Source organism: Acinetobacter sp. ESL0695 (genome assembly GCF_029392135.1).
Classification (GTDB): Bacteria; Pseudomonadota; Gammaproteobacteria; order Pseudomonadales; family Moraxellaceae; genus Acinetobacter; species Acinetobacter pollinis.
Window position 1 is genome coordinate 655,761 of the sequence record NZ_CP113932.1, and the last position, 24,085, is coordinate 679,845.

The window sequence follows — 24,085 nt, forward strand, 5'->3', positions numbered from 1 at the left end:
TAATATCTAATTGTTCATTTTAAGTGTCTATTGCTTTTCTTTATTTTAAAAAAAGATTAAATTAGACGGTAATAATAAGAGCTTATTTTATTTAAATTTTAACAATAGTGTAAGCTGAACGAACGAATAAAAATTGTGGAGACGCATCAATGAGTATAATGAAAGAATTCCGTGAATTTGCTGTTAAAGGTAATATGATTGACCTTGCAGTGGGTGTAATTATTGGTGGTGCTTTTGGTAAAATTGTCGACTCTTTGGTAAAAGATGTCATCATGCCAATTATTACTATGATTACTGGAGGTGGGGTCGATTTTACACAAAAATTTATTATTCTTGGAAAAAATCCAAATAATCTGCAAACGTTAGCTGAATTACAAAAAGCAGGGGTAAACGTATTAACGTATGGTAACTTCCTGACAATTTTAATTAATTTCTTGATCTTGGCTTGGGTTGTATTTTTAATGGTAAAACTCATTAACAAGATGCGCCGTAAAGAAGAAGCTGAGCCTGCTAAACCAGCACCAACACCAGAAGATATTCAATTGCTTCGTGAAATCCGTGATGAGTTAAAAGCACGTAAAGATGCGTAAGACCATCAAAAAATAAAAGGCCATTATGGCCTTTTATTTTTTTAGAAATCCATGCGAAATTTGACTTCAACCAAATGGTATCCAAACTTACTTTTTACAGGGCCTTGAATCACTTTCTCAGGGGCTGAAAAAACAAGTTTATCAATAACAGGAACAAGCTGTCCTTGTTTAACTTCACCTAACTCCCCACCACGTTTGGCAGAGTTGCATGTAGAGTGTTGTTTTGCAAGTTTTCCAAACTCACTGCCACGTGCAAGTTTTTCTTTAAGTTGCTGTGCAAGCTCGATGTTTTTGACGAGAATATGGCGAACAATTGCTGTTTTCATAATTACACCATTTTAATTTTTAAAGGCTGACATTGGGGGCAAAACACACTTGCACGTTGTCCAAGTTTGAGGTTCTCTAAGGTGGTTTCACAGTTAATGCACATTTCACCTGCTCGTCCATATGCAAGTAAAGTTTGTTGAAAGTAACCATTTTCCCCATTTGCATTGGTATAGTCGCGAAGTGTAGACCCACCTAGCTCAATGGCTTGTTTTAGAATTCTTTTAATTTCGATTACAAGTTTTTCAATTTGTATATGTGTTAGCGTATTTGCTGGCTGAGCCGGATGAATACCTAGATTAAACAAGCTTTCAGTGGCGTAGATATTACCGACACCCACAACGATGTGATTATCCATAAGAGAAACTTTAATGGCTGTTTTTTTTGTTTTTAATTTATCTGCAAGATATTCTGCATTAAAGCTTTCACTCAATGGCTCAGGCCCCAATTTTGAAATTAAATTTTTTTCAGTTTCTTCATTAGCCCATAAAATACAACCAAAACGACGCGGATCATGATAGCGTAACTCTATATCTTTGAAATGAAGAATGAAGTGATCATGTTTTCTGAGTGGTTCATCGGCATTACAAATTCTAAAGCTTCCAGACATACCCAAATGCCAAAGCATACTTTGTTGTTCGAATGAGGCAATAATGTATTTAGAACGACGCGATAATTTAACCAGTTTTTGCCCAACAAGGGTATTTACATCTTCAGGTATTTTCCAACGTAATTGAGGTTGTCTAACACTCACAGAAGTGACAGTTTTGCCAATAAGTGGTAGCAAACTGGTTTTGGTGGTTTCAACTTCAGGAAGTTCAGGCATAGTATAAAATCATGACATGAAAAATCTATTTTAACATGATCGTAAACGACATATTGTAAATCACTATAGTTTATAAAAAATGATAGTTTTGAATTCCATAGAAAATATGAATCATCGATTTTAATCGTTATATAAGTGTTACAATGTATTTGATTTATTTTAAAATATATTCACAAGAATCTTAAAGGATCAAGCATGCGTTCGCTTATAACTATGCCATGGAATACACCACTTTTATTTATTTCAGTATGTATTTGCCAAAATCTTTATGCAGACGATATCACCAATAGTGTAAAAGAATTACCCACGATTACTGCAGAAGCGACAAGAACGGGAACCAGTTATTTAAATACACCAGCTTCTATTTATAGAATAGATATGCCAAAACAAACTGATAATATTGGTGTAAATCTGACTGAGGTTGTACAGGGGATTCCAAGTCTTCAATTAAATAATCGTCAAAACTATGCACAAGATTTACAGTTATCAATGCGTGGGTTTGGTGCAAGAGCAACATTTGGTGTTCGAGGCATCCGCATTTATGTCGATGGCATTCCTGCAACGATGCCTGATGGTCAAGGACAGACATCAAATATTGATTTAAATAGCTTAGATCATGTAGAGGTACTAACGGGTCCATTTTCTTCTTTATACGGAAACTCATCAGGTGGTGTATTGCTTGCCGAGACAAAAGAAGGCCAAGGAAAAGATTCGATCACTTTAAGTTATGGTGGTGGTAGTCATAATAGTAATCATACAGGTCTAATTTTACAGGGTGGTGCAAAAACAGCTTCACAACCTGCTTATGTCATTAGCTCTTCATATTTCAATACAGATGGCTATCGTGATCATAGCGCAGCCGATAAAGTATTAAATAATGCTAAACTCACATGGAATCTAGATGATGGCAGTAAAATTAACTGGGTAACGAATTACGTTAAAATTCATGCGGCTGATCCGATGGGTTTAACGAAAGCACAATGGTTAAGCAATCCAAAACAGGTTCAGACTGGTGTCTTAACATATAATACCAGAAAAGATTTAGAGCAAACGCAAACAGGTCTTACATGGTCAAAGCCAATTGATGACCATAACAGTGTATACGCGATGGGGTATGTTGGAAACCGTCAAGTAACACAGTATCAGTCTATTCCAAATACAACGCAACGTGGAAGTATTAATCATGCTGGTGGTGTGATTGACTTTGATCGGACTTATTATGGCGCAGACTTTCGTTGGACAGGGAAAGAGCTCTTACCAAATACGACCATTAATGCAGGTTTGGCTTTAGATGCAATGGATGAAGATCGTAAAGGTTATGAAAACTTTACAAGATCTGCAAAAAATACCGCAGCCACAGATTATAACTTGGGCGAGAAAGGAAATATTCGCCGTAATGAAAATAATACACTTTGGAATGCAGACCCTTATATTCAAGCATCTTGGCAATTTTTACCTACTTGGCGTGTAGATACGGGATTGCGTTATAGCAATGTTCACTATAAGTCTAAAGACCATTATCTAAGTAATGGAGACAATAGCGGTAAGACAAATTATAACCATGCTTTACCTTCAATTGCACTCAGTTGGAAAATTACGCCAAATGTACTGGCATATACCAGTTATGCAAAAGGTTTTGAAACACCGACATTCACTGAAATGGCTTATAATGCTGATGGAAGTGCCGGTTTTAACTTTGCACTAAAACCTTCGACCAGTGATAACTATGAAATTGGCTTAAAAGCAGATAATCAATTTGGTATTTTTGCTTTGACAGGGTTTATGAGTAAAACGAAGAATGACATTGTCTCAGCAGGCAGTAGCAATGGGCGAGCAACCTTCAGGAATGCAGATAAAACACTACGCCAAGGTATAGAAGTATCTTGGAACAAAAAGTTATGGAAAGATTTAACTGCACAGGCAAGTTATAGTTATCTAGATGCAACTTTTGATGCTGATGTTGCTGCAAATACAGGTGTGAGCGCGATTCAAAAAGGAAATTACATACCAGGAGTTGCAAAGAGTCAGGGATTTGCAAGTTTAGGTTGGAAACCTGAAACTGGTTTTCATGCAGGAGTCGATGTTCGTTATATGGATAAAATCTACGTTAATGATCAGAATACTGACACTGCACCAAGTTATACAGTCACTGCTATCGATGTTGGTTATGCTTATAAATACAAGGATTGGTCTGTAAATACCTATGCACGTGTAGATAATTTATTTGATAAGAATTATATCGGTTCGGTCATTGTAAATGACTCTACAGTAGTGAATGGTAAATCTGCAAATCGTTATTTTGAACCTGCAGATGGTCGTAATTGGAGTGCTGGTTTAAGCATTAGTAAGCAGTTTTAAATAGAGCGTATAACATGATGAAGTCATTGCTGTTTAAACCATTTGTTCTAGACCAGCTTGAATTAGCAAATAAAATATGTATTGCACCTATGTGTCAGTATGCTGCAACTCTTGAAGGTGAGATACAATTTTGGCATGAGCAGCAATGGGCAAGTTATGCTCTTTCTGGTGCAGGGTTATGCATTATTGAAGCGACTGCAATTAATCCTGAAGGACGTATTAGTGATGCAGACCTTGGTTTATGGAATGATAGCCAAGCTCTAAAAATGCAAACGGTACTGAGTAAAATAGGTACAATTTCTCCGATGCCATTTGCTATACAGTTATCACATGCTGGCCGTAAGGCATCTGTAGAAGCTCCTTGGAAAAATCAAGATTCTACAAATGCTGATGGGGGCTGGCAGACTGTTGCACCAAGTAGTATTCCATTTCTGATTAATGGTAAAACACCAAGTGCATTGGGGTCAGAAGAAATTATTAAAATTAAAAGAGACTTTGTTGAAGCAGCCCGACGTGCTATTCAAGTTGGTTTTCAGCTTATAGAAATTCATGCAGCACATGGTTATCTGTTACATCAATTTTTATCGCCACTTTCAAATATACGAGAAGATGAATATGGTGGTTCATTAGAAAATAGATGCCGTCTTGTTCTCGAAATTATTCAGGAAATTAAACAAGTTTTACCGAAAGGTTTTCCACTTGGTATTCGCATTTCAGCAACCGATTGGATGAAAAATGAGGGCTGGGATTTAGAGTCGAGTATTTATTTGTCAGCACATTTAGAACGATTAGGTATAGCTTATATTCATGTTTCAAGTGGTGGTTTGCATAGAGATCAAATGATTGATGTGAAGCCAAATTATCAGGTTACATTTGCTCAGGAGATTAAGGCAAAGGTAAAAGTCCCTATTATTGCGGTAGGATTGATTACAGAACCTACACAAGCTGAAGATATTTTACAAAAAGATCAAGCAGATGCTATTGCAATCGCAAGAGCGATACAATATAACCCTCGTTGGCCTTGGTATGCAGCAGAAGCTTTAGGCGAGGAAGTTACTGTTGCTCCTCAATATTTACGTTGTGAACCATATGGTTATCGCGGAAGGTTATTTAAACCTTTCTAGTGCAAAAAGTAATCTATATACATAGAGAAAGAATGTGTTCCTCACAGTAATTTTACCTATATTATTCTTAGTGTTAATTGGGTATTTGAGTGTTAATTGGGGATTACTCACCCCCGAACAAATTAAAAGTCTTGGCACTTTTGTCATGAAGGTTGCACTTCCTGCATTTCTCTTACATGCATTGCTTGGCCAGACATTTGAAGAGGTTTGGAAGCCTAAATACTTTCTTATTTATGGCTTTGCTTCACTTGTTATATTTTTTGCTTCTTATTATATTTTAAAGCGATTTTTCCATCAGCGTTTAACATCGGCAGTCATTTTTTCATTTGGTGCTGCCATGTCAAATACTGGATTAATTGGTACTGCAATTGTCCCAATGGTTGTCGGCAAAGATGCGGTTGCATATTTGGCGCATACTATTTTATTTGAAAGTCTTATTTTGACAACGCTTGTTTTATTTCTGACGGATTCTCATGCCTACGAAAAAACAGCATTTCCTTTATTCTTTAGAAAAGTCGTATATAACGCTTTGCATAGTCCTTTGGTCTTGTCTATTTTAATCGCATTTAGTTGTTTATTCTTAGACATATCTTTACCTAAGGTACTAGATGAAACGCTTGAGGTATTAGGGCAGGCGGCAGCACCTATCGCACTATTCATGATTGGTGGTGGCCTCGCAGGTGTGAAAGTCAAACGTTTAGATGGGTTGGCATTATGTCCTGTCATTTTTAAAGTCATACTTATGCCAGCACTCATATTTTTGCTCTTTTATAGTTTTAGTGAAGATAAGGAAATGATGCGTATAGCAACCCTCATCGCTGTACTACCTATGCCTACATTGTTTCAAGTCTTAGGGCATATTTATGGAATTGAAAAGCGCGCACTAAATGCTTCTATTATTAGCACTGTACTTGGGCTAGTCATTGCCAGTACACTTATTTTAGTGTGGTGGTCTTAAGCACGATTAGATTGCGGTGACTTTCTAAGTTGCCAAAAGATCCAACTTGCACATACGGTGAGTGCGCCTAAACATAAAAAAGTATAATGGAAAGATTGAAGCATATGCTGCTTGCCATCGAGATGAATAAAATTATTCAGTACGGCACCTGCAATTGCTACACCCATACTCATCGACAATTGTTGTACTACGGAGAGTAAACCATTTCCACTACTTGCATCTTCTTGTGCAAGGTCTTTAATTGTGACGGTATTCATTGCTGTAAATTGGATAGAGTTAAAGATACCAAAAATAAAGAAATGAATGAGTTGCCACCAGATTGGCGTATTTGGTGTAATTAACGCAAAACTTGCAATACCTAGCCCTACACATAGTGTATTAACGACCAGAACTCTGCGATAACCAAAACGATAAATAAGACGTGTAATAAAGCGTTTAATGAGCATAGAACCCACAGCAAGTGGGATCATCATCAAGCCTGCCATTGTTGGATTGAACCCTAATGCGACCTGTAACATCAGTGGCATCATAAATGGAATAGCACCATTTCCTAATCTGGCAAATAGATTACCTAAAATACCGATGCTAAATGTATGTACCTTAAAAATGCTCGGATGAAAGAGTGGTGCATGGTGGCGTAAAGCATGTAGCCAATAAGAAGCACCTGCAGATAAACCGATCACAATTAGAATAATCATACTTGCTTGAGAACGTGTTTGGTCGACCATGCTTTCAAGGACAAGAGATAGGCTGACCATACTTGTCGCAACAAAAATAAAACCAATATAGTCGAAGTTTTCTAAATGAGACTGGCGCATATTGGGTAGTATTTTGAGCGTGAAAAAAGCACCAACAATACCAATAGGCACATTAATTAAGAAAATCCAATGCCAACTCATCCATTCTACAATTAGTCCTCCAAGGCTAGGGCCAATGAGTGGACCAATGAGGCCAGGAATACTTACAAAACTAAGAGCTGCTAAAAGTTGAGGACGTGGCATGACTTTTAAAACTGTTAATCTGCCGACGGGTTGTAACAGTGCCCCTCCGATGCCTTGAAATACTCTTGATATAACTAAAAGAGTAAGATTTTGAGACAGTGCACAGCCAACTGATGCTAAGCTAAATAAGATAATAGCAAAAAAATAAGTTCGTTTTATACCATACCGATCAGTTACCCATCCGCTAATTGGAATAGTGACAGCCATTGCCAGTACATAAGCTACAATCACCGATTGCATGTTGAGTGGGTTTTCATTCAAGCTTTGTGCAATATTAGGTAAAGCAGTATTAATAATCGTACTATCTAACTGCTGCATAAAAAACCCCATTGCAACAAGCCAAAGAATAGGACGATATTCTTTACTTATTGGTTCGGGGACATCTTTGGTCTGGGTTCCTTGACTCATTATGATTCTCTTATTTTATTTATTCTAAATTTTGATGTGAGCGTTTGTACTATACAAACGCTGTTTGGTAATGCATTTATTTTGTTCGAGCAACATCTTCATTTAGAGGAGAAGGAAGTTCAACAACTTCTAAGAAAGAAGTTTCTTCCAAAGTTGTTGGTTTTGCAATAACGAGTGCGATATATTCATTATTTTTAGTCTGAATCATATTTACAATTTGAATATTACCTTCAATTTTATGACCAGATGCTGGAATAGGTTGATTGCTTTTAACGAGATGTAACCATTGTTTTGGCTGAGCTTTAAACCAAAGTCTTGCAATAATTTCCTGACCTAAATAGCAACCTTTATCGTAATGTACGCCATTTCTTTGATGTAAACGTAATTCTTGAGGTTGGAACAGATGTTCGGTTGCTTGGCTAATCCAAGCATAGCCATGCTCGATTGCTTGAATTTGCCATGCAATCACATCTGTAGGAGAAGACTGAAAAGTTGTCTCTTCATTTTTGAAAGATGGATAAACTTCAGCAACTTCGGATAACGTTGCTTTGGCAAAAGCGGCATATTTTTTGATATGACTAGAAAAAGCTTCTTTTTGGTCGTCTACAACAACAATATCAAAATGATCTGTATTGTGTTTTGTTAACCAAAGACCAAAGTGTACACGGCCTTTTAAGTCACAAATAGCAGTATATTTTATCTCGTTTTCTTCGAGTCGTTCGACATGTAAAGTCACTTGACCTTGTAAGAACTTAGATGCATCTGTGCCTATAAATGTATATTGAATGAATTTGAGGGGTTCCATCGTTATTCTCAAAGCTAGTTTAGGTATGAAGTTATTTTGTCGGATTTTATAAAAAAAATCAGCTTCTGATTGCAAGATGGTATAGATAATCGAAATAAGTATTTTCAATCTGGTGCATAAAATATAAGAAAAAAATCAAAATGATTACAAAACAATCACTTTAAAAACATTTAATGAGGCTTTATAGTGAATAGAAGGTATCAGTAAACATGACGGCTGATATAAAAAATTAAATAAATATGATGAGGTTATTATGTCTGGTTGGTATGAACTTTCAAAAGCAAAAGATGGCCAGTTTCATTTTGTATTAAAAGCGGGAAACGGTGAAATTATTCTAACAAGTGAGTTATATAAAGCCAAAGCATCTGCATTCAATGGAATTGAGTCTGTTCAAAAAAACTCTCCAGAAGACGGTAAATATGAGCGCTTAGAAGCGAAAAATGGAAAACTCTACTTTAATTTAAAAGCAGTCAATCATCAGGTCATCGGAACAAGTCAAATGTACAGTAGTACTCAAACACGAGATCATGGTATTGAATCTGTAAAAACAAATGGGGCATCTGAAAAAGTTAAAGATTTAACAGAAGCCTAAATTTGATACTTTAGAAGACATACTTTAAGTATGTCTTTTAATGATTTCTTCAATATCAATAATATGGTCATATTTTTGAATTAAGTGTCTTGAGTGTGTAATGATAATAAGGCTATGAACATGTTCTTGAATATAGTTCATAACTTTAATAGCAGTGTCTTCATCTAAAGCTGATGTCGGTTCATCTAGAATAAGTAAAGTGGGCTTTTTTAAAAGTGCTCGAATGATATTAAGTCTTTGCTTTTCACCTCCTGAAAAACTCTTTAATATTTCAGTCATATCATCATTAAGGGTAAACTTATTTGTATTTAATATTTCAATTAAATCAAATTTTTGAAGGTAAGTGAGAAGCTCATCATCTGAATATTGATACGGTGAATTATAGATAAGATTTTCCTTTAATGTACCGCTGAACAATGAATTGCTCTGTGATACAAATGCAACCTCATTAAAAATTTTTGTCGAGTAACTTTTGGTAATATCTAGATCTTTATAATATAGATGACCGCTCTCTAACTTGTACAGCCCAAGCATATAGTTAACAATCGTGGATTTTCCAATGCCTGTTTTACCAACAATAAGATATGTCTTATTTTCTAATATTTTAAGGTTAAAGTTCTTTATGAGTTTATCACCAAGATAAATACTACTATTTTTGAACTGGAAAAAATAATTTTTATAATGATAGCTTTCCATGGTGGTCTTTTCTTTCTCTAAACTGAAATACTTATAAACCTTATTTAGAGATACGAAATGACCATTAATCAGTGTTATATGTTGTGAAATCATTAGAAAGGGGGTGGTCAGCATAATAATGTATGAACTAATCATAACGAAATCACCCGATGTAATTTCTTTTAATGACAAGTAGTGAATACTTATTTCTAAAAAAGATAGTAGAAAAATAAAAATAAAAAAAGTTTGTAAAATCATAAGAGTACCAATTTTAACATGACTTTTTGTATTTTCTTTTACATAAGATTGAAGATTTTTATTAAATTTTTCTCCTTCAAAATTATAAGAGTGATTAATTTTTATATCGTAAGCATGGTTAATTTTTTGAATAAAATAACTGTGTAATTTGCTATGTGAATTATAAAATGGTTCATAATATTTGCCACTTTTTTTATTAATTTTATTTGATAAGATAAATATAATAATCACACCAATTGTAAAAATAATTGAAAAGTTTAAGTTAATGTTTTTATATAAAATAAATGACATAAAAATCAGCTGAATCAACATTGGCAAAAGTACAAAGAAAATTGTAATGTTAAGTGTTGCAAAAGCATCACTGGCTCTTGAAACATCGGTATGAAAAACGCCAATATCTAGTTTATCTTGTTCTTTTTTAGATATTTTCAAAAAACTGTTTAAGCTAGAGGATAAGATTGAAGACTCAAACCTTGAATAAACAATTGCACTAAATAAATTTTTAATCTGTTCAAAGAAATTATTGATAAACCATGTAAATGAGTATGCAAAAACAAGAAAGAATAAATTATTTACAGAGAATAAATTTTGAAATTTATTAATTGAATTCTGATTGCTTATCGAGTCGACAATCGTTTTCATTAAGTAAGGGAGTAGGGCAGATAATAATGATACGAATAGGATTAAAATAAGTGTGAGGATAAGGTGGGTTTTTGCGTTTTTATAATATATTTTAGAGATCGCCCAAAAGATCTTATAAGTTTCAATTTTACTCAAAATTGTATTTCCAATCGCATACTCCTAGGATAGTAGTGTAATGAAATGATATAAAGATAATATAATAGATATTAGATATCTTGGCTTAGACTTATCTAATATCTATTTGAATATCTATTTGAATATCTATTTGAATATCTATTTGAATATCTATTGTACTATTTTTAATATAATTGCTCAATAATCTCATCGATTTGTTTTAATCGTTTGACATTATTCCAAACTTGTTTTGCTTCGGGGTAGGCCTTACTCATCATACCAAGCCATTGCTTATATCTACCTACCATACCTAACTCAGTTTTACTTTGACCATTTAAAAAACGAATTTGTAATTCAACTAAATCTTTCCACTGCATGAGAGCTTCGTTTGAACCTTTACGAATACATTGAGTTAAATCTGGTGTAGTTACAGCACCGCGGCCTATCATTAAATCTTGACAACCTGACTGTTCGATACATGCTTTCGCATGTTGGTTATTCCAAATTTCGCCATTTGCAATAACGTTTATTTTAAGTGCTTCTTGAATTGGATAAATTTTTTCCCAATAGGCAGGCGGAGTGTATCCATCTGCTTTTGTACGTGCATGAACGGTTAACCAATTTGCTCCTGCATCCTCAATTGCATGTGCATTCTCTAACGTATGGTTTTCATCTAAATAGCCAAGACGCATCTTTGCAGAAACAGGTATATGAGATGGTACCGCCTGACGGACTGCTTTAACCAGTTTGTGAATGACATCAGGCTCATCTAATAAAATAGCCCCACCTTTGTGTTTATTTACTGTTTTTGCAGGGCAACCAAAGTTTAAATCGATAGCAGGTGCGCCTAAGGCAACGGCACGCTTTGCATTTTCTGCAAGCATGAAAGCATCATTACCTAAAAATTGAACATGTACGGGTGTTCCCGCCGCTGTACAGCCATTTGATTTTAATTCAGGACAATAATTATAGTAAACGTGATCGGGTAGAATACTATTTGTGACACGAATAAACTCGGTAACACACCAGTCAAAACTCCCAACATGTGTTAATACATCACGCATGATTGGATCTGTAAGCCCCTCCATCGGCGCTAGAATGAGTTTCACTGTCCACAACCTCGATCATTAAAGAAAAAAGTGTTTATACGCAATTAATATAGGACTGTCTATACTTAAAATAATGAATGAATTAGCGGCCTAAAATAATTTCTAAAATAAATTTACTACCAATGAAGCCAATCGCTAATAGTACAAAGCCTGTAAGAGTGAAGCGAATTGCTTTTTGACCGCGCCAACCAAATTTGAAGTGACCAACCAGTAAGAAACCGTAGACGAACCAAGAAATAATGCTAAATACAGTTTTATGCGCAAGATGTTGTTGAATAAAACTATCTACCATAAAAAAGCCAAACAATAATGCGGCTGTGAGCATGACAAATCCAGTCATGAGCATATCAAAGAGTAATGATTCCATGACCTGAAATGGAGGTAATAAGTTTACCCAAAGTCTTTTTTGTTTTTTCTTAAGTTCTTGGTCTTGGAACCACATCATAATGGCTTGAATTGTCGCCATGAGTAATACTGCATAGGCAGACAAAGACAAAATGATATGTATATCTAATCCAATAGAGTGGGCACTGGCATATTGATTGGGTTGGCTAAATGCAAATCCAGAAATGAGACCAATCGCAGCAACAGGAATACCTAAAAGATTTAAAGCAGAAACAGGGCGATATGTGCTATATAAAACACTTAATACAAGCATGAGTCCTGAAGTAAAGGACAGGAGGTTGAAAACATCATAATTGACCCCATTTGCTGTAAGCATATCATTATGCAAAACATAACCATGCAACAGTAGTCCAATGGAAATTGTAATACTCATAAACCAATTATTTGGTTTGTGCTTTGCCATTAAATGCATAAAGGCGTACCAAAACCCTGTGGTATAAGCGACTAAGGCGAGGATTGTGTACACCAATGGAAGACTGATCATGTCAAACCTTTGTTACAATAATGAATATTCATGCTAGAAGATATAAATTGAGAGAGAACTCAAGTATCCTATAGCAATTAATGCATAAATTTTCTATTTGAGAAAGATTTTTTTGCAACTGGCCATTTTAAGCGGAATTTGCAATGTTTGATACCTTAACAGAACGACTCACGCAGAGTCTAAAAAATGTTACCGGTTCAGGACAACTGACCGAAGATAATATTAAAGATACATTACGTGAAGTACGTATGGCACTTTTAGAAGCCGACGTTGCCTTGCCTGTAACACGCGAATTTATTGCGAAAGTTAAGGAGCAAGCACTTGGACAGGAAGTTTTAACTCAACTTTCACCAGGTCAGGCATTCGTTAAAATTGTACACGATGAACTCACAAAAATGATGGGTGAAGCAAATCAAAGTCTTGATCTTGCTGCAAAACCGCCTGTTGTCGTTCTTCTTGCGGGTTTACAAGGTGCTGGTAAAACTACAACAGCTGCAAAATTATCGCGTTACTTAAAAGAACGCCAGAAGAAAAAAGTAATGACGGTTTCTGCCGACGTATACCGTCCTGCTGCAATTAAACAGCTTGAAACCGTATCGAATGAGGTTGGTGCAGAATTCATTCCTTCTGATGCAGCAGAAAAACCAATTGATATTGTAAATCGTGCGATTGAACAGGCTAAAATTAAGTTTGCCGATGTTCTGATTGTCGATACAGCTGGTCGTTTGCATGTTGATGAAAACATGATGGACGAAATTAAGGCTTTACATGCAGCAGTAAAACCAACAGAAACCCTCTTTGTTGTAGATGCAATGACAGGGCAAGATGCTGCAAATACAGCGAAAGCATTTAATGATGCGCTACCTTTAACAGGGGTTATCTTAACAAAAACAGATGGTGATGCACGTGGTGGTGCTGCGCTTTCTGTGCGTGCAATTACAGGGAAGCCAATTAAGTTTCTAGGTATGGGCGAAAAGTTAGATGCCCTTGAACCTTTCCATCCTGAACGTATTGCACAACGTATTTTAGGAATGGGGGACGTTCTTTCTCTTGTTGAAGAAGTTGAACGTAAAATTGATAAAGAAAAAGCCGAAAAAATGGCGAAAAAACTGCAAAAAGGAGGCAACTTCAACTTTGAAGATATGCTGATGCAGTTTGAGCAAATGAATAAAATGGGCGGTATGATGGGCTTTTTAGATAAATTGCCCGGAATGAGTAATGCAGGTTTGCAGCAAGCTATTGAACAAGCAAAACCTGAGAAACAAGTTAAAAAGATGGAATCAATTATTCAGTCGATGACGCTAAAAGAGCGCCGTAACCCTGAGTTAATGAATCCTAGTCGTAAAAAACGTATTGCAGCTGGCTGTGGTATGGATGTTGCTGAAGTGAATAAACTGATTAAGCAACATGCGCAAATGGCAAAAATGATGAAGAAATTTGCAAATCCAAGTGGTCTAGGCAAGATGATGCGTTCACTTGGTAGCATGCAAAAACAATTTGGTGGCGGTGGTGGTGGGCCACTATTTGGTAATAATAATTCTAAAAAATAGTAAAAAAGGCGCATAGCGCCTTTTTTATTCGCTATACTTGGCCTCTTTGGATAAAATTAATTCATTCAACCGTTGGTTGAGTATGGGGTTATGTGTGACGGGTATATTACTTTCAGTAATGCTAGCGTATCCTTTAACAATTCTTTTGATGGGAATTTTACTGTGCCTGATCTACTTTCTTGTGGCAAAAGCACGCTATCTCATCTATCTAAGTATTGCTTTTGGGGGAATGAGTTTAGGGATTGGTCTCCAAATAGCTCATACACCAGATAATGTGTCCCTCAATGTTACCTTAAGTGGAATTTGTTTTTTAGTATTCAGCTATTTTGTCACACAAGGTATTGTCACACTTGAAGGCCGAAAGCTGAATCAATCACTTTGTTTTAGTATTCTTATCGTTTCTTTTATTATTCGCTGTACTAGTTCTCTCATGCCAAGCACAGATCTTGCAGACTTTATGAGAGTATTTAGCGTCTATACGGTATTATTGGTTTTTTTGGTTCTTGCACTTTGGCATGTACGGCATTTAGTCTTTGGAGATATCTTAGAGAAAATTTGGGTATTTGTACTGGTTTTATGGTTCATGTCTTTGGCATGGCGCTTAGCTTACCTGTCGTATTCTCCTGAAATGCTCAGAATCTTATTTTTAGAAAATAAAAACCCATTTTACGAACACTTCTATAGATTACAGCATATTTTTTATCTACTTATACTCTCGTTTAGTGTATTGACCTTATTACTCGCGATTAAACGTTTAATTCGTGATGTTAATCGTAAGAGTTTCTTTGATATTCTGACAGGTGCTTATAATCGTCTAGGCTTACAGCATTTTATTGAGTTTGATTTACCAAAACTGAGTAAATTCAGTTTGATCATGCTAGATATCGATTTTTTTAAAGAGGTAAATAGCCAATATGGTCATCCTATTGGGGATGCAGTTATAAAAAGAATTGTAGTTTTAATTCAAGAAAGTATGGTAGTGAATGAAGAGAAAGTAATTCGTCTAGGTGGAGAGGAGTTCATGGTTATTCTTCCAGAGCTAGACAAAGACAGATTAAGAAAAAAAGCTGAAAAATTAAGATATGATATCGAGAATTATGACTTTTCTGAAATTGCAGTAGGGTTAAAAATTACTGTAAGTATGGGAATAGGTGAGTATGACACTACCCAAGATTTTCAAGATATTTATACTGAAATTGACCAGAAACTTTCATATGCGAAAACAAATGGACGCAATCAAGTTGTGAGTTGTTTATCGTCTTAACTTAATAGTCGATGTAGGTTTGTAGTCCTTTTAAAAGTAAATCTGGTACAACCTGAGGGTTATACGTCGAAAGATGATTTGCAAATAAAGGGGCATCTCCACCTGTTAATACCAATTGTTTGGTTTGATCTTGTTGCATAATTTTTTCAATACTACTTACAAGCCCCAGTAAAATACCATGATGTACGCAATCTACAGTATTATGACCAGGTGCTAAAATGCTAAATGCTGAATCTGGAATTTTAATACCTTTTGTATTTTGTATAAGTGCATCTCGTTGTAAATAAAGATTAGGCAGAATATATCCTCCTAAATGTTGCATTCCTTCCACTAAGTCGATGGTGAGGGCGGTGCCACAGCCAACAATGCAATAATTTTTATTTGGCTCTGCAATCGCAAGCATTTGTAACCAACGATCAATCCCAAGTTGACTAACATCTTCATAACCACAAATAAATTTTTTATATTGCTGGTGCACTTGAACAAAATGCATAGGACATTTTAAATGTTGTAATGTTCTTTCAATGTGTTGGTTATTGCGTTGATCTAGAACTGAAGATATTCCGATACAATTTAAATTTTGTCTTTTGAAGTATTGAATTAATCCAAGTAATACATCAGCAGGAGACTGCAAATGTAACTCAGCAAAATGGTCAAGCGTTTCTCCATTCTCTGTAATCCAATACTTTAAACGTGTATTGCCAATATCGAGCCACAGACATCTCATAATGTATCTTCCATAATACGTAAACGACCTTGATAAAAATGATGTATTTTACCATTTTCTTCAATACAAACAGCACCATCTGATTGTATGCCTTTGAAAATACCTATATTTACACCTTGTATATGTTCAAAAGAGACTTGTTTGTTTTTAAACATAGCAACATGGTTAAAGCGCTCTGAAAGATTCTGACTACCATAATTGAACCATTGCACCGCATTTTGTACAGCAATATATATTTGACTGATCATTTCAGTTCTAGAAATATCGAGATGGCAAAGCTGTGTCAATGACGTGGTCTTCTGGTCTAAGTTTTTAATTGAGTTGTGGGGAAACAAATTAATACCAATACCCACGACAGCTTGATGTGTAGAAATGGGCTCAACCAAAATTCCACCCCATTTACCCGCTGTGCTATATAAATCATTTGGCCATTTTATATAAAGGTCTAAATGACAAAGACAGGGCATGTGTAATAAATTTAGAGCCACTTCTAATGCTAATCGTCCATCTAAAGGCGTATTGGTCTGCGCAAGTGTACTAAAATAAATGTTACCTTGAGGAGATTGCCATTCACGTTGATGTTGGCCTCTACCTTGTGTTTGTGTTTCACTACATACAAGTGCAGTTGAAATACCTTCTTGAGCCAGATGTCTTACATCATCATTGGTAGATTCAGTAGATTGTTTTAATAATACAACCTCAGGTATATGATTTGATAAAGATAATAATCTTTTTAATATTTGAGTTTCAGAATCCATTTTAATACATCATAGGGAATATGTATGGAGTTAATCATATATTTAATGATTGGTGCAATTGCAGGTTTTGCTGCAGGGCTATTTGGTGTTGGTGGCGGTTTAATTATTGTACCCATCTTATATGTGGTTTTCTCGCAGCAAGGCTATGATCCAAATTTAATTATGCATATGGCATTAGGAACATCTTTAGCCACGATTGTCGTTACGTCTATCAGCTCTGTAATGGCTCATCATAAAAAGGGGGCAGTACTTTGGCAGGTGGTCAAACATCTTGCACCAGGGTTGGTTATAGGTTCCTTTGTTGGTGCAGGCATTGCAGATGTACTATCTGGTAAAATTTTACAAATTATTATTGGTATCTTTGCAATTGTTATTGCCTTCAGAATGTTTACAGGTGCTACAGCACAAGTAGATACGTCAAAACAACTTCCATCATCTGCTAAACAAGTTGCAGCAGGCGGTGTAATTGGAATTGCATCTGCTATTTTTGGTATAGGTGGTGGCTCTTTAACTGTTCCATACCTTAATCGGCATGGTGTAATCATGCAAAAAGCTGTTGCAACGTCTGCTGCATGTGGTTTACCCATTGCAATTGCAGGTGCGATTGGTTTTATGTTTTTTGGTCATCAACAGCATCAGCAGATTAATCATGCGATTGGCTATGTGCACATTTATGCTTTTATTGGTATTAGTGTTATGAGTTTTTTAACTGCAAAGCTAGGCGCAAAAGTTGCCCATGCACTTTCTACAGTTATGCTGAAAAAATGTTTTAGCTTCTTATTACTTTTTGTAGGTATTTACTTTCTATACCGTGCTTTTGGCAGTTAAAAATAAAGGCCAACAAACTTGTTGGCCTTTGTCTTTATAGACGCTTGCGTTTTGCAGCAATAATCTGAGACTGACGCATACGAAAGCCTTCTTTTTGCTTGTCTGTAGTTTTTTCAATGCAATAAACACACGATACGCCGTGCTCATAAGTTGGCTCAGCAACTTCTTCAGGTGTAAGTGGCCAACCACATGCATGACACTTAATATTTACACCTTCTTCCATACCGTGTTTCACGGCTGTACGGCCGTCGAATACAAAACATTCACCTTCCCACAAACTTTCTTCAGCAGGTGTTTCTTCTAAATATTTAAGTACACCGCCTTTCAGGTGGTAGACTTCATTAAACCCTTCTTGTAGAAGCAAAGAGGTCGATTTTTCACAACGGATACCACCTGTGCAGAACATAGCAATTTTTTTATCTTTATGTTGCTCAAGCTCTTTCTTTACATATTCAGGAAATTCGCGGAAAGTTTCAGTTTTAGGGTCAATCGCACCTTTGAATGTTCCTGCTTTATATTCGTAGTCGTTACGTGTATCGATAAGGATAACATCGTCACGAGCAATTAAGTCATTCCACTCTTTTGGGTCTAAATAGTGACCGACTAAATCACGAGGTTTTACCTCAACACCTAATGTAACAATTTCTTTTTTAAGTTTAATTTTCATTTTACGAAATGGCTTATCAGTGCTATGGGACTCTTTATATTCCATAGCGTTAAAACCTTCATCTTGTAAAAATTGATGAATGGTATCAATTGCATCTCTGCTACCAGCTACAGTACCATTGATTCCTTCGTTTGCAACAATTAGAGTTCCACATAGGTTAACTGTTTTTACCAGATCTAAAAGACGTTGTTGCAAATCTGCAGGATTTGCCACTTCTTTAAATTGATATAATGCTGCAACAACCCAACCTGCGGTCGCTTGCTGTTCTACAGGTGCAAGCTGTTCTACAGTAGCGTTCATGGATAACTCCAATTGTATTAAGATATAGAAAATTAAGGCGCATATTTTAGCGTGAAACACATCGATATGCGAGAAATCCATACATAAATTATGGATTATTATTTATTTTGGAGAAACTAACTTGAGTAATGAACATCATACACCTGCTTTAACACCCTGTGCAGGACGTTGTTCAACCGTTTTTGGTGACCATGTTTGTCGTGGATGCCGCCGTTTTAATCATGAAGTGATTAAATGGAATAACTATACTGCAACGCAGCAACTTGCTGTATGGAAACGCTTAGATGAACAATTAGATAAAGTTCTTATCCCACTATTGCCTCATATGAACTTAGAACAAGTAGATTTATTTTTGGAACGAAAGGGGATCCGATTGTTACCAGAAGCTACATTAGGACGTAAGTTATATCATGCACTAAAACTTTGTGAAAAAAATAAGAAGTTTTCTGAAGAAAGTGGTTTAGGTATTTCTGCACGACAGGTTAAGCCACTTTGGGATAATTTTGAAAATAGAATATTAACTTTGGCAAAGGCAAGCTATGAGTTAGCTTGGATTAGAGCAAATAGTATTGGTAAAAATTTAATAAAAATGCTTGAAGAAGAGTAGAGTAAAGTATTATTTACACCTTTACTCTACTTAATTCAAATTAACATTGATGTGTTATACGGTATTGAACAAGCTCTTCAATTGTAATTAGAGTAAGTTGATGTTTTTCAGCATAATCGAATACTTCTTGACCTGCTGCCATAGTTCCGTCTGGGTTGGTCAGTTCACATAATACACCAGCAGATTGATAGCCTGCGAGGCGTGCTAGATCAATGGTCGCTTCGGTATGTCCACGACGTGTGAGTACACCATTTTCTTGGGCTCTTAGTGGAAAAACATGCCCAGGTCTATTTAAATCTTCGGCAATAGCCCCTTGCTTTGTCGCAGCTTTAATGGTAGTTACGCGATCTTGTGCAGATACACCTGTAGTTACTCCATGTTTGGCCTCAATTGTAATGGTAAATGCTGTATGAAACTGGCTTGAGTTATTTTGGACCATAGGCGGAAGTTCAAGATGGTCAGCAAGCGCACTCGTAATACACATACATACAATCCCTGATCCATCATGAATCATTTGTGCCATACAAGGAACGGTTAAAGTATCTGCTGCAATAATTAAATCTGCTTCGTTTTCACGGTCGAAGTCATCCATAACAAGAACAGGTTTGCCTTGCTGAATATCTTTTAGTGCTTGTTGAATACGCGAGTTTGCTGTAGGAAGCGATTTAAAAGATTGAGATGGGTCGATTAACGTAGACATTTGAAATGCTCCATAAGAAGTAGGAAAACATTTCAGGACTGAGAAATAAGCTCGTTACAATATTGTCAATACAATGAGATTGAGAACGTCATCTTCTTTCATCCGGACTATAACCGTCGGCTTTGGAGTTTCACCAAATCTGCCTAATATTTTAGATATTAGGCTCGCGGGCTGGTCTATTATTAGAGTTTACCGCCGGTGGGGAATTACACCCCGCCCTGAAGAGATATGGTCTGATTATAGACACTCAATCTAGAAAATTTCAATCAATTATAGAGGTATCTTATGCTTTATTGTTGTAAAGCATATTGTATTGATAGATATGGGAAGACTTATAGAACTTGTACAGGAATACAGTTTGCAGTGTGATTTACTGTATTATCTGGATTTGCATATACCAATTTAGGTTTATGTGATTCCGCTTCTTGTTCATTGAAACTACCAAAAGTTGCAATAATGATAATATCGCCTACATCTGCCTGATGTGCTGCACCACCATTTACAGAAATAATTCCTGATTGATCTTCACCACGAATAGCATATGTTGTAAAACGCTTTCCATTCGTTACATTCCATACATGTATTTCTTCGTATTCTTGAATACCTGCAAGATCCATAAGTGTACCGTCTATTGCACAGGATCCTTCATAGTGAAGTTCTGCATGTGTGACGATTGCACGGTGAATCTTACATTTTAATAGACGTGATAACATGGAATTTCCCTTGAAAAACTGTTATTTCAAAAATATAGAAGATTAAGGTTTGTATGCGTTAATTTGATTCATTGCTTGGGAGATTTCTCCATCGACAAGCAAGTCAATTTTACTGAGTGCGTGATGAATCGCATCATCCATAAGGTTTTGTTCACTACTTGGTGCTTTACCCAGTACATGACCTGAAACACGTTCCTTTGAACCAGGATGACCAATACCTATACGTAAACGATGAAAGTTAGCACCAATATGCGGAACAATATCTCTCAAACCATTATGACCACCATGACCACCGCCTGATTTTAGACGGATGATACCTGGGTTCATATCGAGTTCATCGTGTGCAATGAGGATAGATTCGGGAGGAATCTGATAGAACTTTGAGAAAGGTACAACACTTTGACCAGATTTGTTCATAAATGTTGTTGGTAGGAGAAGACGAACATCTTGTCCATGAATTTGTCCACGTCCTGTAATGCCAAAATACTTTGCTTCATTTTTGAGATGAATATTGTATTGTTCGGCAAGACGCTCTACAAACCAAAAGCCAGCATTATGTCTGGTTTGGGCATACTGCGAACCAGGATTACCCAAACCGACAATGAGCGAAATTTTATTCACGAAAAAACGCTCTTATATCTATTACGCGCGAACGAAATCAGCGTGCATAGGTGTATTTTTAGCAGGGTGACGCTGTAAAGCTTGGATTTTAACGCTTTCAGTTTTCTCACCAATTTTAACTTCTAAAGTTTCAGTGAAGAAACCATCTTCTAATAGAAGACGAGTTAATTCGCGAAGTTCTAAAGTAATTGTTACAGGTTCAGCTTCACCACCGTAGATGATAGCAGGAACGAGTGCTTCACGACGAAGGCGGCGGCTCGCACCTTTCCCTTGTAAGTCTTCAGCACGTGTTTGAGCGTTTAATACTAATTTAGCCATGAGATAATCCTCATTGAAATGAATAAAAACTAGATTTGCGACCAATCTAGTGATAGAAAAACCCTAACGTAAGGTTAGGGTTTTTAAGAAGTCAGTTATTATAAATAACTGTCAAACATTGCGCTAATAGATTCTTCGTTATTAATACGACGAATTGTTTCAGCAACCATGCTTGTTACAGAAACTTGGCGAATTTTTCCAAGTTCTTGTGCTTCTGGAGATAATGGAATTGTATCTGTGACGACTAACTCATCAATGACTGAGTTGCGCAGATTTTCAATTGCTTTACCTGAAAGAACTGGGTGAGTTGCGTATGCAACAACACGACGCGCACCAAATTGTTTAAGTGCATCAGCCGCTTTACAGAGCGTTCCTGCGGTGTCAACCATGTCATCAACAATGACACAATCACGACCTTTAACATCACCAATCAGATGCATCACTTGTGATACATTGGCTTTTTGACGACGTTTGTCGATAATTGCAAGATCGATATCACCAAGTTGTTTCGCAACAGCACGAGCACGAACTACACCACCAACATCTGGAGAAACAACCATAAGATTGTCATGTTGCTGTTGACGTAAGTCAGCAAGTAGGGCAGGCGTACCGTAGATGTTGTCTACTGGAATATCGAAGAAACCTTGGATTTGGTCAGCATGCAGGTCAATCATTACTACACGATCAATTCCAACGGTTGTTAGCATATCTGCAACAACTTTTGCTGTAATTGGGACACGTGCAGAACGAGGACGTCTGTCTTGGCGTGCATAACCAAAATATGGAATAACAGCTGTAATACGTCCAGCGCTAGCACGACGTAGGGCATCCGCCATTACCAAGATTTCCATAAGGTTATCGTTGGTTGGTGCACATGTAGGCTGTACGATAAAGACATCTTTACCACGAACATTTTCAGTGATTTCAATAGCGATTTCACCATCTGAAAAGCGAGTAACAGAAGCAGAGCCTAAAGGCACATGTAAATGGCTTACAACTTTTTGAGCGAATTGTGGATGGGCGTTTCCACTAAAAACGACAAGATTGGGCATGAAGCACCCTTGGCGGTTGGCATGTTTAGAAGAATATGGCAGGGGTAGCTGGATTCGAACCAACGGATGGCGAGATCAAAACCCGCTGCCTTACCACTTGGCGATACCCCTAATGTGTGCAAAACTTTAAAGTTTTTATTCAATTTTGTCAAGAAAAAATGACATTGTTTAAAAACGTGCACGATGTTTTTTTGTATCAAATTGGCAGGGGTAGCTGGATTCGAACCAACGGATGGCGAGATCAAAACCCGCTGCCTTACCACTTGGCGATACCCCTAGCATGATTTTTGTATTGGCAGGGGTAGCTGGATTCGAACCAACGGATGGCGAGATCAAAACCCGCTGCCTTACCACTTGGCGATACCCCTAATATACAAAAATCTCAGGTGAAAATAATGGCAGGGGTAGCTGGATTCGAACCAACGGATGGCGAGATCAAAACCCGCTGCCTTACCACTTGGCGATACCCCTACAATTTAACTTAAATATGAATAAGTGGAGATTCTTCTAAGCTATTTACCAAGTAAGCGTTACATGGTGAATGTTTTAAAATATGCTCTACATTCATACTTTCAGTTGTTTCAACAAAAACACAAGCACCTGTTCCTGTAAGCTTTGCATTTCCAAACTGATTTAGATACTGCATTGCTTCATCAACTTGAGGGTAAAGTTTTTTCGCTAGAGGCTCAAAACAATTTCCAAAACTTGATGGCTGTTGTTGATAGGCGCAAAATTTAGAGGGCTTTGCGTTTCTTGTCAATGTTTTTTGTGAAAAAAGCTGTTGGGTGCTGATAAAACAGTCAGGCTTAAGAATTATGTAACATTTTTTAGGCAAATTAATGGGTGTAATTTGTTCACCTATGCCTTCTGCCCATGCATTTTTTCCATGAATAAAGATAGGAACATCTGCACCTAATGTTAAGGCTAATCGACATAATTCTATTTTTTTCAGTTTGCATTGCCAAAGTTCATTCAGCAGAATAAGCGTTGATGCTGCGTTTGAAGATCCGCCACCAAGTCCTGCACCCATAGGAATATTTTTTTCAATCTGAATATGAAATCCAGTATTCAATTTTGCATACGGTTTGAGCAACTGAGCTGCTTTATAAATAAGATTATCTTGTTTCTCAACTTCAGACATGCCTTCTATAGTAATTTCATCTGAATCAGTTTGAGTGAAAGATAACCAATCATATAAATCAATGAGTTGAAAGATAGTCTGTAACTCATGATAACCATCACTCCGACGACCTGTAATATGTAGAAATAGATTAATTTTTGCAGGAGATGGAATATTAATCATGTTG

At 36.5% G+C, this 24,085-nt stretch carries 25 protein-coding genes, 4 tRNA genes and 1 riboswitch; of the genes, 9 read left to right on the forward strand and 20 right to left on the reverse strand.

What is annotated here, in order from left to right; genetic code table 11:
• Nucleotides 1-149 precede the first annotated feature (149 nt).
• Nucleotides 150-590, forward strand: coding sequence for a large conductance mechanosensitive channel protein MscL (gene mscL / locus OZX61_RS03105; protein ID WP_195770635.1), 441 nt, complete (start codon nucleotides 150-152; stop codon nucleotides 588-590).
• Between the two features lie 41 nt (nucleotides 591-631).
• Here mscL and OZX61_RS03110 read toward each other — a convergent pair whose 3' ends face one another.
• A complete protein-coding gene (locus OZX61_RS03110) occupies nucleotides 632-916 on the reverse strand; it encodes a peptidylprolyl isomerase (protein WP_277095281.1) in 285 nt (94 codons plus the stop codon).
• 2 nt (nucleotides 917-918) lie between these two features.
• Nucleotides 919-1,740: a bifunctional DNA-formamidopyrimidine glycosylase/DNA-(apurinic or apyrimidinic site) lyase gene (gene mutM, locus OZX61_RS03115; RefSeq protein WP_195770633.1), complete on the reverse strand. Its 822-nt coding sequence runs from the start codon at nucleotides 1,738-1,740 to the stop codon at nucleotides 919-921.
• A 195-nt stretch (nucleotides 1,741-1,935) separates the two neighbouring features.
• Here mutM and OZX61_RS03120 point away from each other — a divergent pair, with 195 nt between their 5' ends.
• From OZX61_RS03120 to OZX61_RS03130, 3 genes are all read left to right on the forward strand, one after another.
• A complete protein-coding gene (locus OZX61_RS03120; protein WP_277095282.1) occupies nucleotides 1,936-4,098 on the forward strand; it encodes a TonB-dependent receptor in 2,163 nt (720 codons plus the stop codon).
• Between the two features lie 14 nt (nucleotides 4,099-4,112).
• Complete coding sequence (locus tag OZX61_RS03125; RefSeq protein WP_277095283.1) at nucleotides 4,113-5,222, forward strand: NADH:flavin oxidoreductase/NADH oxidase; 1,110 nt, start codon at nucleotides 4,113-4,115, stop codon at nucleotides 5,220-5,222.
• Between the two features lie 70 nt (nucleotides 5,223-5,292).
• Nucleotides 5,293-6,180: an AEC family transporter gene (locus tag OZX61_RS03130; protein ID WP_277095622.1), complete on the forward strand. Its 888-nt coding sequence runs from the start codon at nucleotides 5,293-5,295 to the stop codon at nucleotides 6,178-6,180.
• On the opposite strand, the gene mdtD is transcribed toward OZX61_RS03130, so the two are convergent.
• Both mdtD and OZX61_RS03140 read right to left on the reverse strand, forming a co-directional pair.
• On the reverse strand, nucleotides 6,177-7,589 hold the full coding sequence (mdtD, locus tag OZX61_RS03135; RefSeq protein ID WP_277095284.1) for a multidrug transporter subunit MdtD: 1,413 nt from the start codon (nucleotides 7,587-7,589) through the stop codon (nucleotides 6,177-6,179). The two genes, OZX61_RS03130 and mdtD, sit on opposite strands and share 4 nt — an antisense overlap.
• Before the next feature lie 76 nt (nucleotides 7,590-7,665).
• On the reverse strand, nucleotides 7,666-8,394 hold the full coding sequence (locus tag OZX61_RS03140) for a folate-binding Fe/S cluster repair protein (RefSeq protein WP_277095285.1): 729 nt from the start codon (nucleotides 8,392-8,394) through the stop codon (nucleotides 7,666-7,668).
• Nucleotides 8,395-8,647: 253 nt separating this feature from the next.
• Between OZX61_RS03140 and OZX61_RS03145 the strand changes: the two genes are divergently transcribed.
• Nucleotides 8,648-8,986, forward strand: a complete 339-nt coding sequence (locus OZX61_RS03145; RefSeq protein ID WP_277095286.1) for a YegP family protein — start codon at nucleotides 8,648-8,650, stop codon at nucleotides 8,984-8,986.
• Between the two features lie 24 nt (nucleotides 8,987-9,010).
• Here OZX61_RS03145 and OZX61_RS03150 read toward each other — a convergent pair whose 3' ends face one another.
• The 3 genes from OZX61_RS03150 to ccsA form a co-directional block, all read right to left on the reverse strand.
• Nucleotides 9,011-10,696 carry an ABC transporter ATP-binding protein gene (locus OZX61_RS03150; RefSeq protein WP_277095287.1) on the reverse strand — a complete coding sequence of 562 codons (1,686 nt, stop codon included), beginning with the start codon at nucleotides 10,694-10,696 and terminating at the stop codon, nucleotides 9,011-9,013.
• 164 nt (nucleotides 10,697-10,860) lie between these two features.
• On the reverse strand, nucleotides 10,861-11,784 hold the full coding sequence (locus tag OZX61_RS03155; RefSeq protein WP_277095288.1) for a tRNA-dihydrouridine synthase: 924 nt from the start codon (nucleotides 11,782-11,784) through the stop codon (nucleotides 10,861-10,863).
• An 82-nt stretch (nucleotides 11,785-11,866) separates the two neighbouring features.
• Nucleotides 11,867-12,673, reverse strand: coding sequence for a cytochrome c biogenesis protein CcsA (gene ccsA, locus OZX61_RS03160; protein ID WP_195770626.1), 807 nt, complete (start codon nucleotides 12,671-12,673; stop codon nucleotides 11,867-11,869).
• A 143-nt stretch (nucleotides 12,674-12,816) separates the two neighbouring features.
• On the opposite strand from ccsA, the gene ffh reads away from it, so the two are divergent.
• Both ffh and OZX61_RS03170 read left to right on the forward strand, forming a co-directional pair.
• Complete coding sequence (ffh, locus tag OZX61_RS03165; RefSeq protein WP_195770625.1) at nucleotides 12,817-14,223, forward strand: signal recognition particle protein; 1,407 nt, start codon at nucleotides 12,817-12,819, stop codon at nucleotides 14,221-14,223.
• 94 nt (nucleotides 14,224-14,317) lie between these two features.
• Entirely contained in the window at nucleotides 14,318-15,487 is a 1,170-nt protein-coding gene (locus tag OZX61_RS03170; RefSeq protein WP_277095289.1) for a GGDEF domain-containing protein, read from the forward strand.
• 1 nt (nucleotide 15,488) lies between these two features.
• Here OZX61_RS03170 and OZX61_RS03175 read toward each other — a convergent pair whose 3' ends face one another.
• Both OZX61_RS03175 and OZX61_RS03180 read right to left on the reverse strand, forming a co-directional pair.
• Complete coding sequence (locus tag OZX61_RS03175; RefSeq protein ID WP_277095290.1) at nucleotides 15,489-16,214, reverse strand: type III pantothenate kinase; 726 nt, start codon at nucleotides 16,212-16,214, stop codon at nucleotides 15,489-15,491.
• Complete coding sequence (locus OZX61_RS03180) at nucleotides 16,211-16,972, reverse strand: biotin--[acetyl-CoA-carboxylase] ligase (protein WP_277095291.1); 762 nt, start codon at nucleotides 16,970-16,972, stop codon at nucleotides 16,211-16,213. Before OZX61_RS03180 ends, OZX61_RS03175 begins: the two co-directional genes overlap by 4 nt.
• Before the next feature lie 24 nt (nucleotides 16,973-16,996).
• Between OZX61_RS03180 and OZX61_RS03185 the strand changes: the two genes are divergently transcribed.
• Complete coding sequence (locus OZX61_RS03185; protein WP_277095292.1) at nucleotides 16,997-17,800, forward strand: sulfite exporter TauE/SafE family protein; 804 nt, start codon at nucleotides 16,997-16,999, stop codon at nucleotides 17,798-17,800.
• A gap of 34 nt (nucleotides 17,801-17,834) precedes the next feature.
• Here the strand turns inward: OZX61_RS03185 and OZX61_RS03190 are convergent, their stop codons facing one another.
• Nucleotides 17,835-18,767, reverse strand: a complete 933-nt coding sequence (locus OZX61_RS03190) for a rhodanese-related sulfurtransferase (protein WP_277095293.1) — start codon at nucleotides 18,765-18,767, stop codon at nucleotides 17,835-17,837.
• A gap of 121 nt (nucleotides 18,768-18,888) precedes the next feature.
• On the opposite strand from OZX61_RS03190, the gene OZX61_RS03195 reads away from it, so the two are divergent.
• The gene (locus OZX61_RS03195) at nucleotides 18,889-19,374 is read left to right on the forward strand and encodes a DUF1289 domain-containing protein (RefSeq protein ID WP_195770619.1); all 486 of its coding nucleotides are present in this window, start codon (nucleotides 18,889-18,891) and stop codon (nucleotides 19,372-19,374) included.
• Between the two features lie 40 nt (nucleotides 19,375-19,414).
• Here the strand turns inward: OZX61_RS03195 and ribB are convergent, their stop codons facing one another.
• The 10 genes from ribB to ispE all read right to left on the reverse strand — a co-directional run bounded on the left by ribB (nucleotide 19,415) and on the right by ispE (nucleotide 24,081).
• Entirely contained in the window at nucleotides 19,415-20,074 is a 660-nt protein-coding gene (ribB, locus tag OZX61_RS03200; RefSeq protein ID WP_277095294.1) for a 3,4-dihydroxy-2-butanone-4-phosphate synthase, read from the reverse strand.
• Between the two features lie 86 nt (nucleotides 20,075-20,160).
• Nucleotides 20,161-20,304: riboswitch (FMN riboswitch) on the reverse strand.
• Nucleotides 20,305-20,406: 102 nt separating this feature from the next.
• Nucleotides 20,407-20,787: an aspartate 1-decarboxylase gene (gene panD, locus OZX61_RS03205; protein WP_277095295.1), complete on the reverse strand. Its 381-nt coding sequence runs from the start codon at nucleotides 20,785-20,787 to the stop codon at nucleotides 20,407-20,409.
• A gap of 42 nt (nucleotides 20,788-20,829) precedes the next feature.
• Nucleotides 20,830-21,408, reverse strand: a complete 579-nt coding sequence (gene pth / locus OZX61_RS03210; protein ID WP_195770616.1) for an aminoacyl-tRNA hydrolase — start codon at nucleotides 21,406-21,408, stop codon at nucleotides 20,830-20,832.
• A 21-nt stretch (nucleotides 21,409-21,429) separates the two neighbouring features.
• Nucleotides 21,430-21,726: a 50S ribosomal protein L25 gene (gene rplY, locus OZX61_RS03215; protein WP_195770615.1), complete on the reverse strand. Its 297-nt coding sequence runs from the start codon at nucleotides 21,724-21,726 to the stop codon at nucleotides 21,430-21,432.
• Between the two features lie 98 nt (nucleotides 21,727-21,824).
• A complete protein-coding gene (locus tag OZX61_RS03220; protein ID WP_195770614.1) occupies nucleotides 21,825-22,778 on the reverse strand; it encodes a ribose-phosphate pyrophosphokinase in 954 nt (317 codons plus the stop codon).
• A gap of 36 nt (nucleotides 22,779-22,814) precedes the next feature.
• Nucleotides 22,815-22,889, reverse strand: a tRNA-Gln gene (locus tag OZX61_RS03225).
• Nucleotides 22,890-22,980: 91 nt separating this feature from the next.
• Nucleotides 22,981-23,055, reverse strand: a tRNA-Gln gene (locus OZX61_RS03230).
• A 16-nt stretch (nucleotides 23,056-23,071) separates the two neighbouring features.
• Nucleotides 23,072-23,146 (reverse strand) — tRNA-Gln (locus OZX61_RS03235).
• Nucleotides 23,147-23,174: 28 nt separating this feature from the next.
• A tRNA-Gln gene (locus tag OZX61_RS03240) sits at nucleotides 23,175-23,249 on the reverse strand.
• A gap of 10 nt (nucleotides 23,250-23,259) precedes the next feature.
• Nucleotides 23,260-24,081 carry a 4-(cytidine 5'-diphospho)-2-C-methyl-D-erythritol kinase gene (ispE, locus tag OZX61_RS03245; protein WP_277095296.1) on the reverse strand — a complete coding sequence of 274 codons (822 nt, stop codon included), beginning with the start codon at nucleotides 24,079-24,081 and terminating at the stop codon, nucleotides 23,260-23,262.
• Between the last annotated feature and the right edge of the window lie 4 nt (nucleotides 24,082-24,085).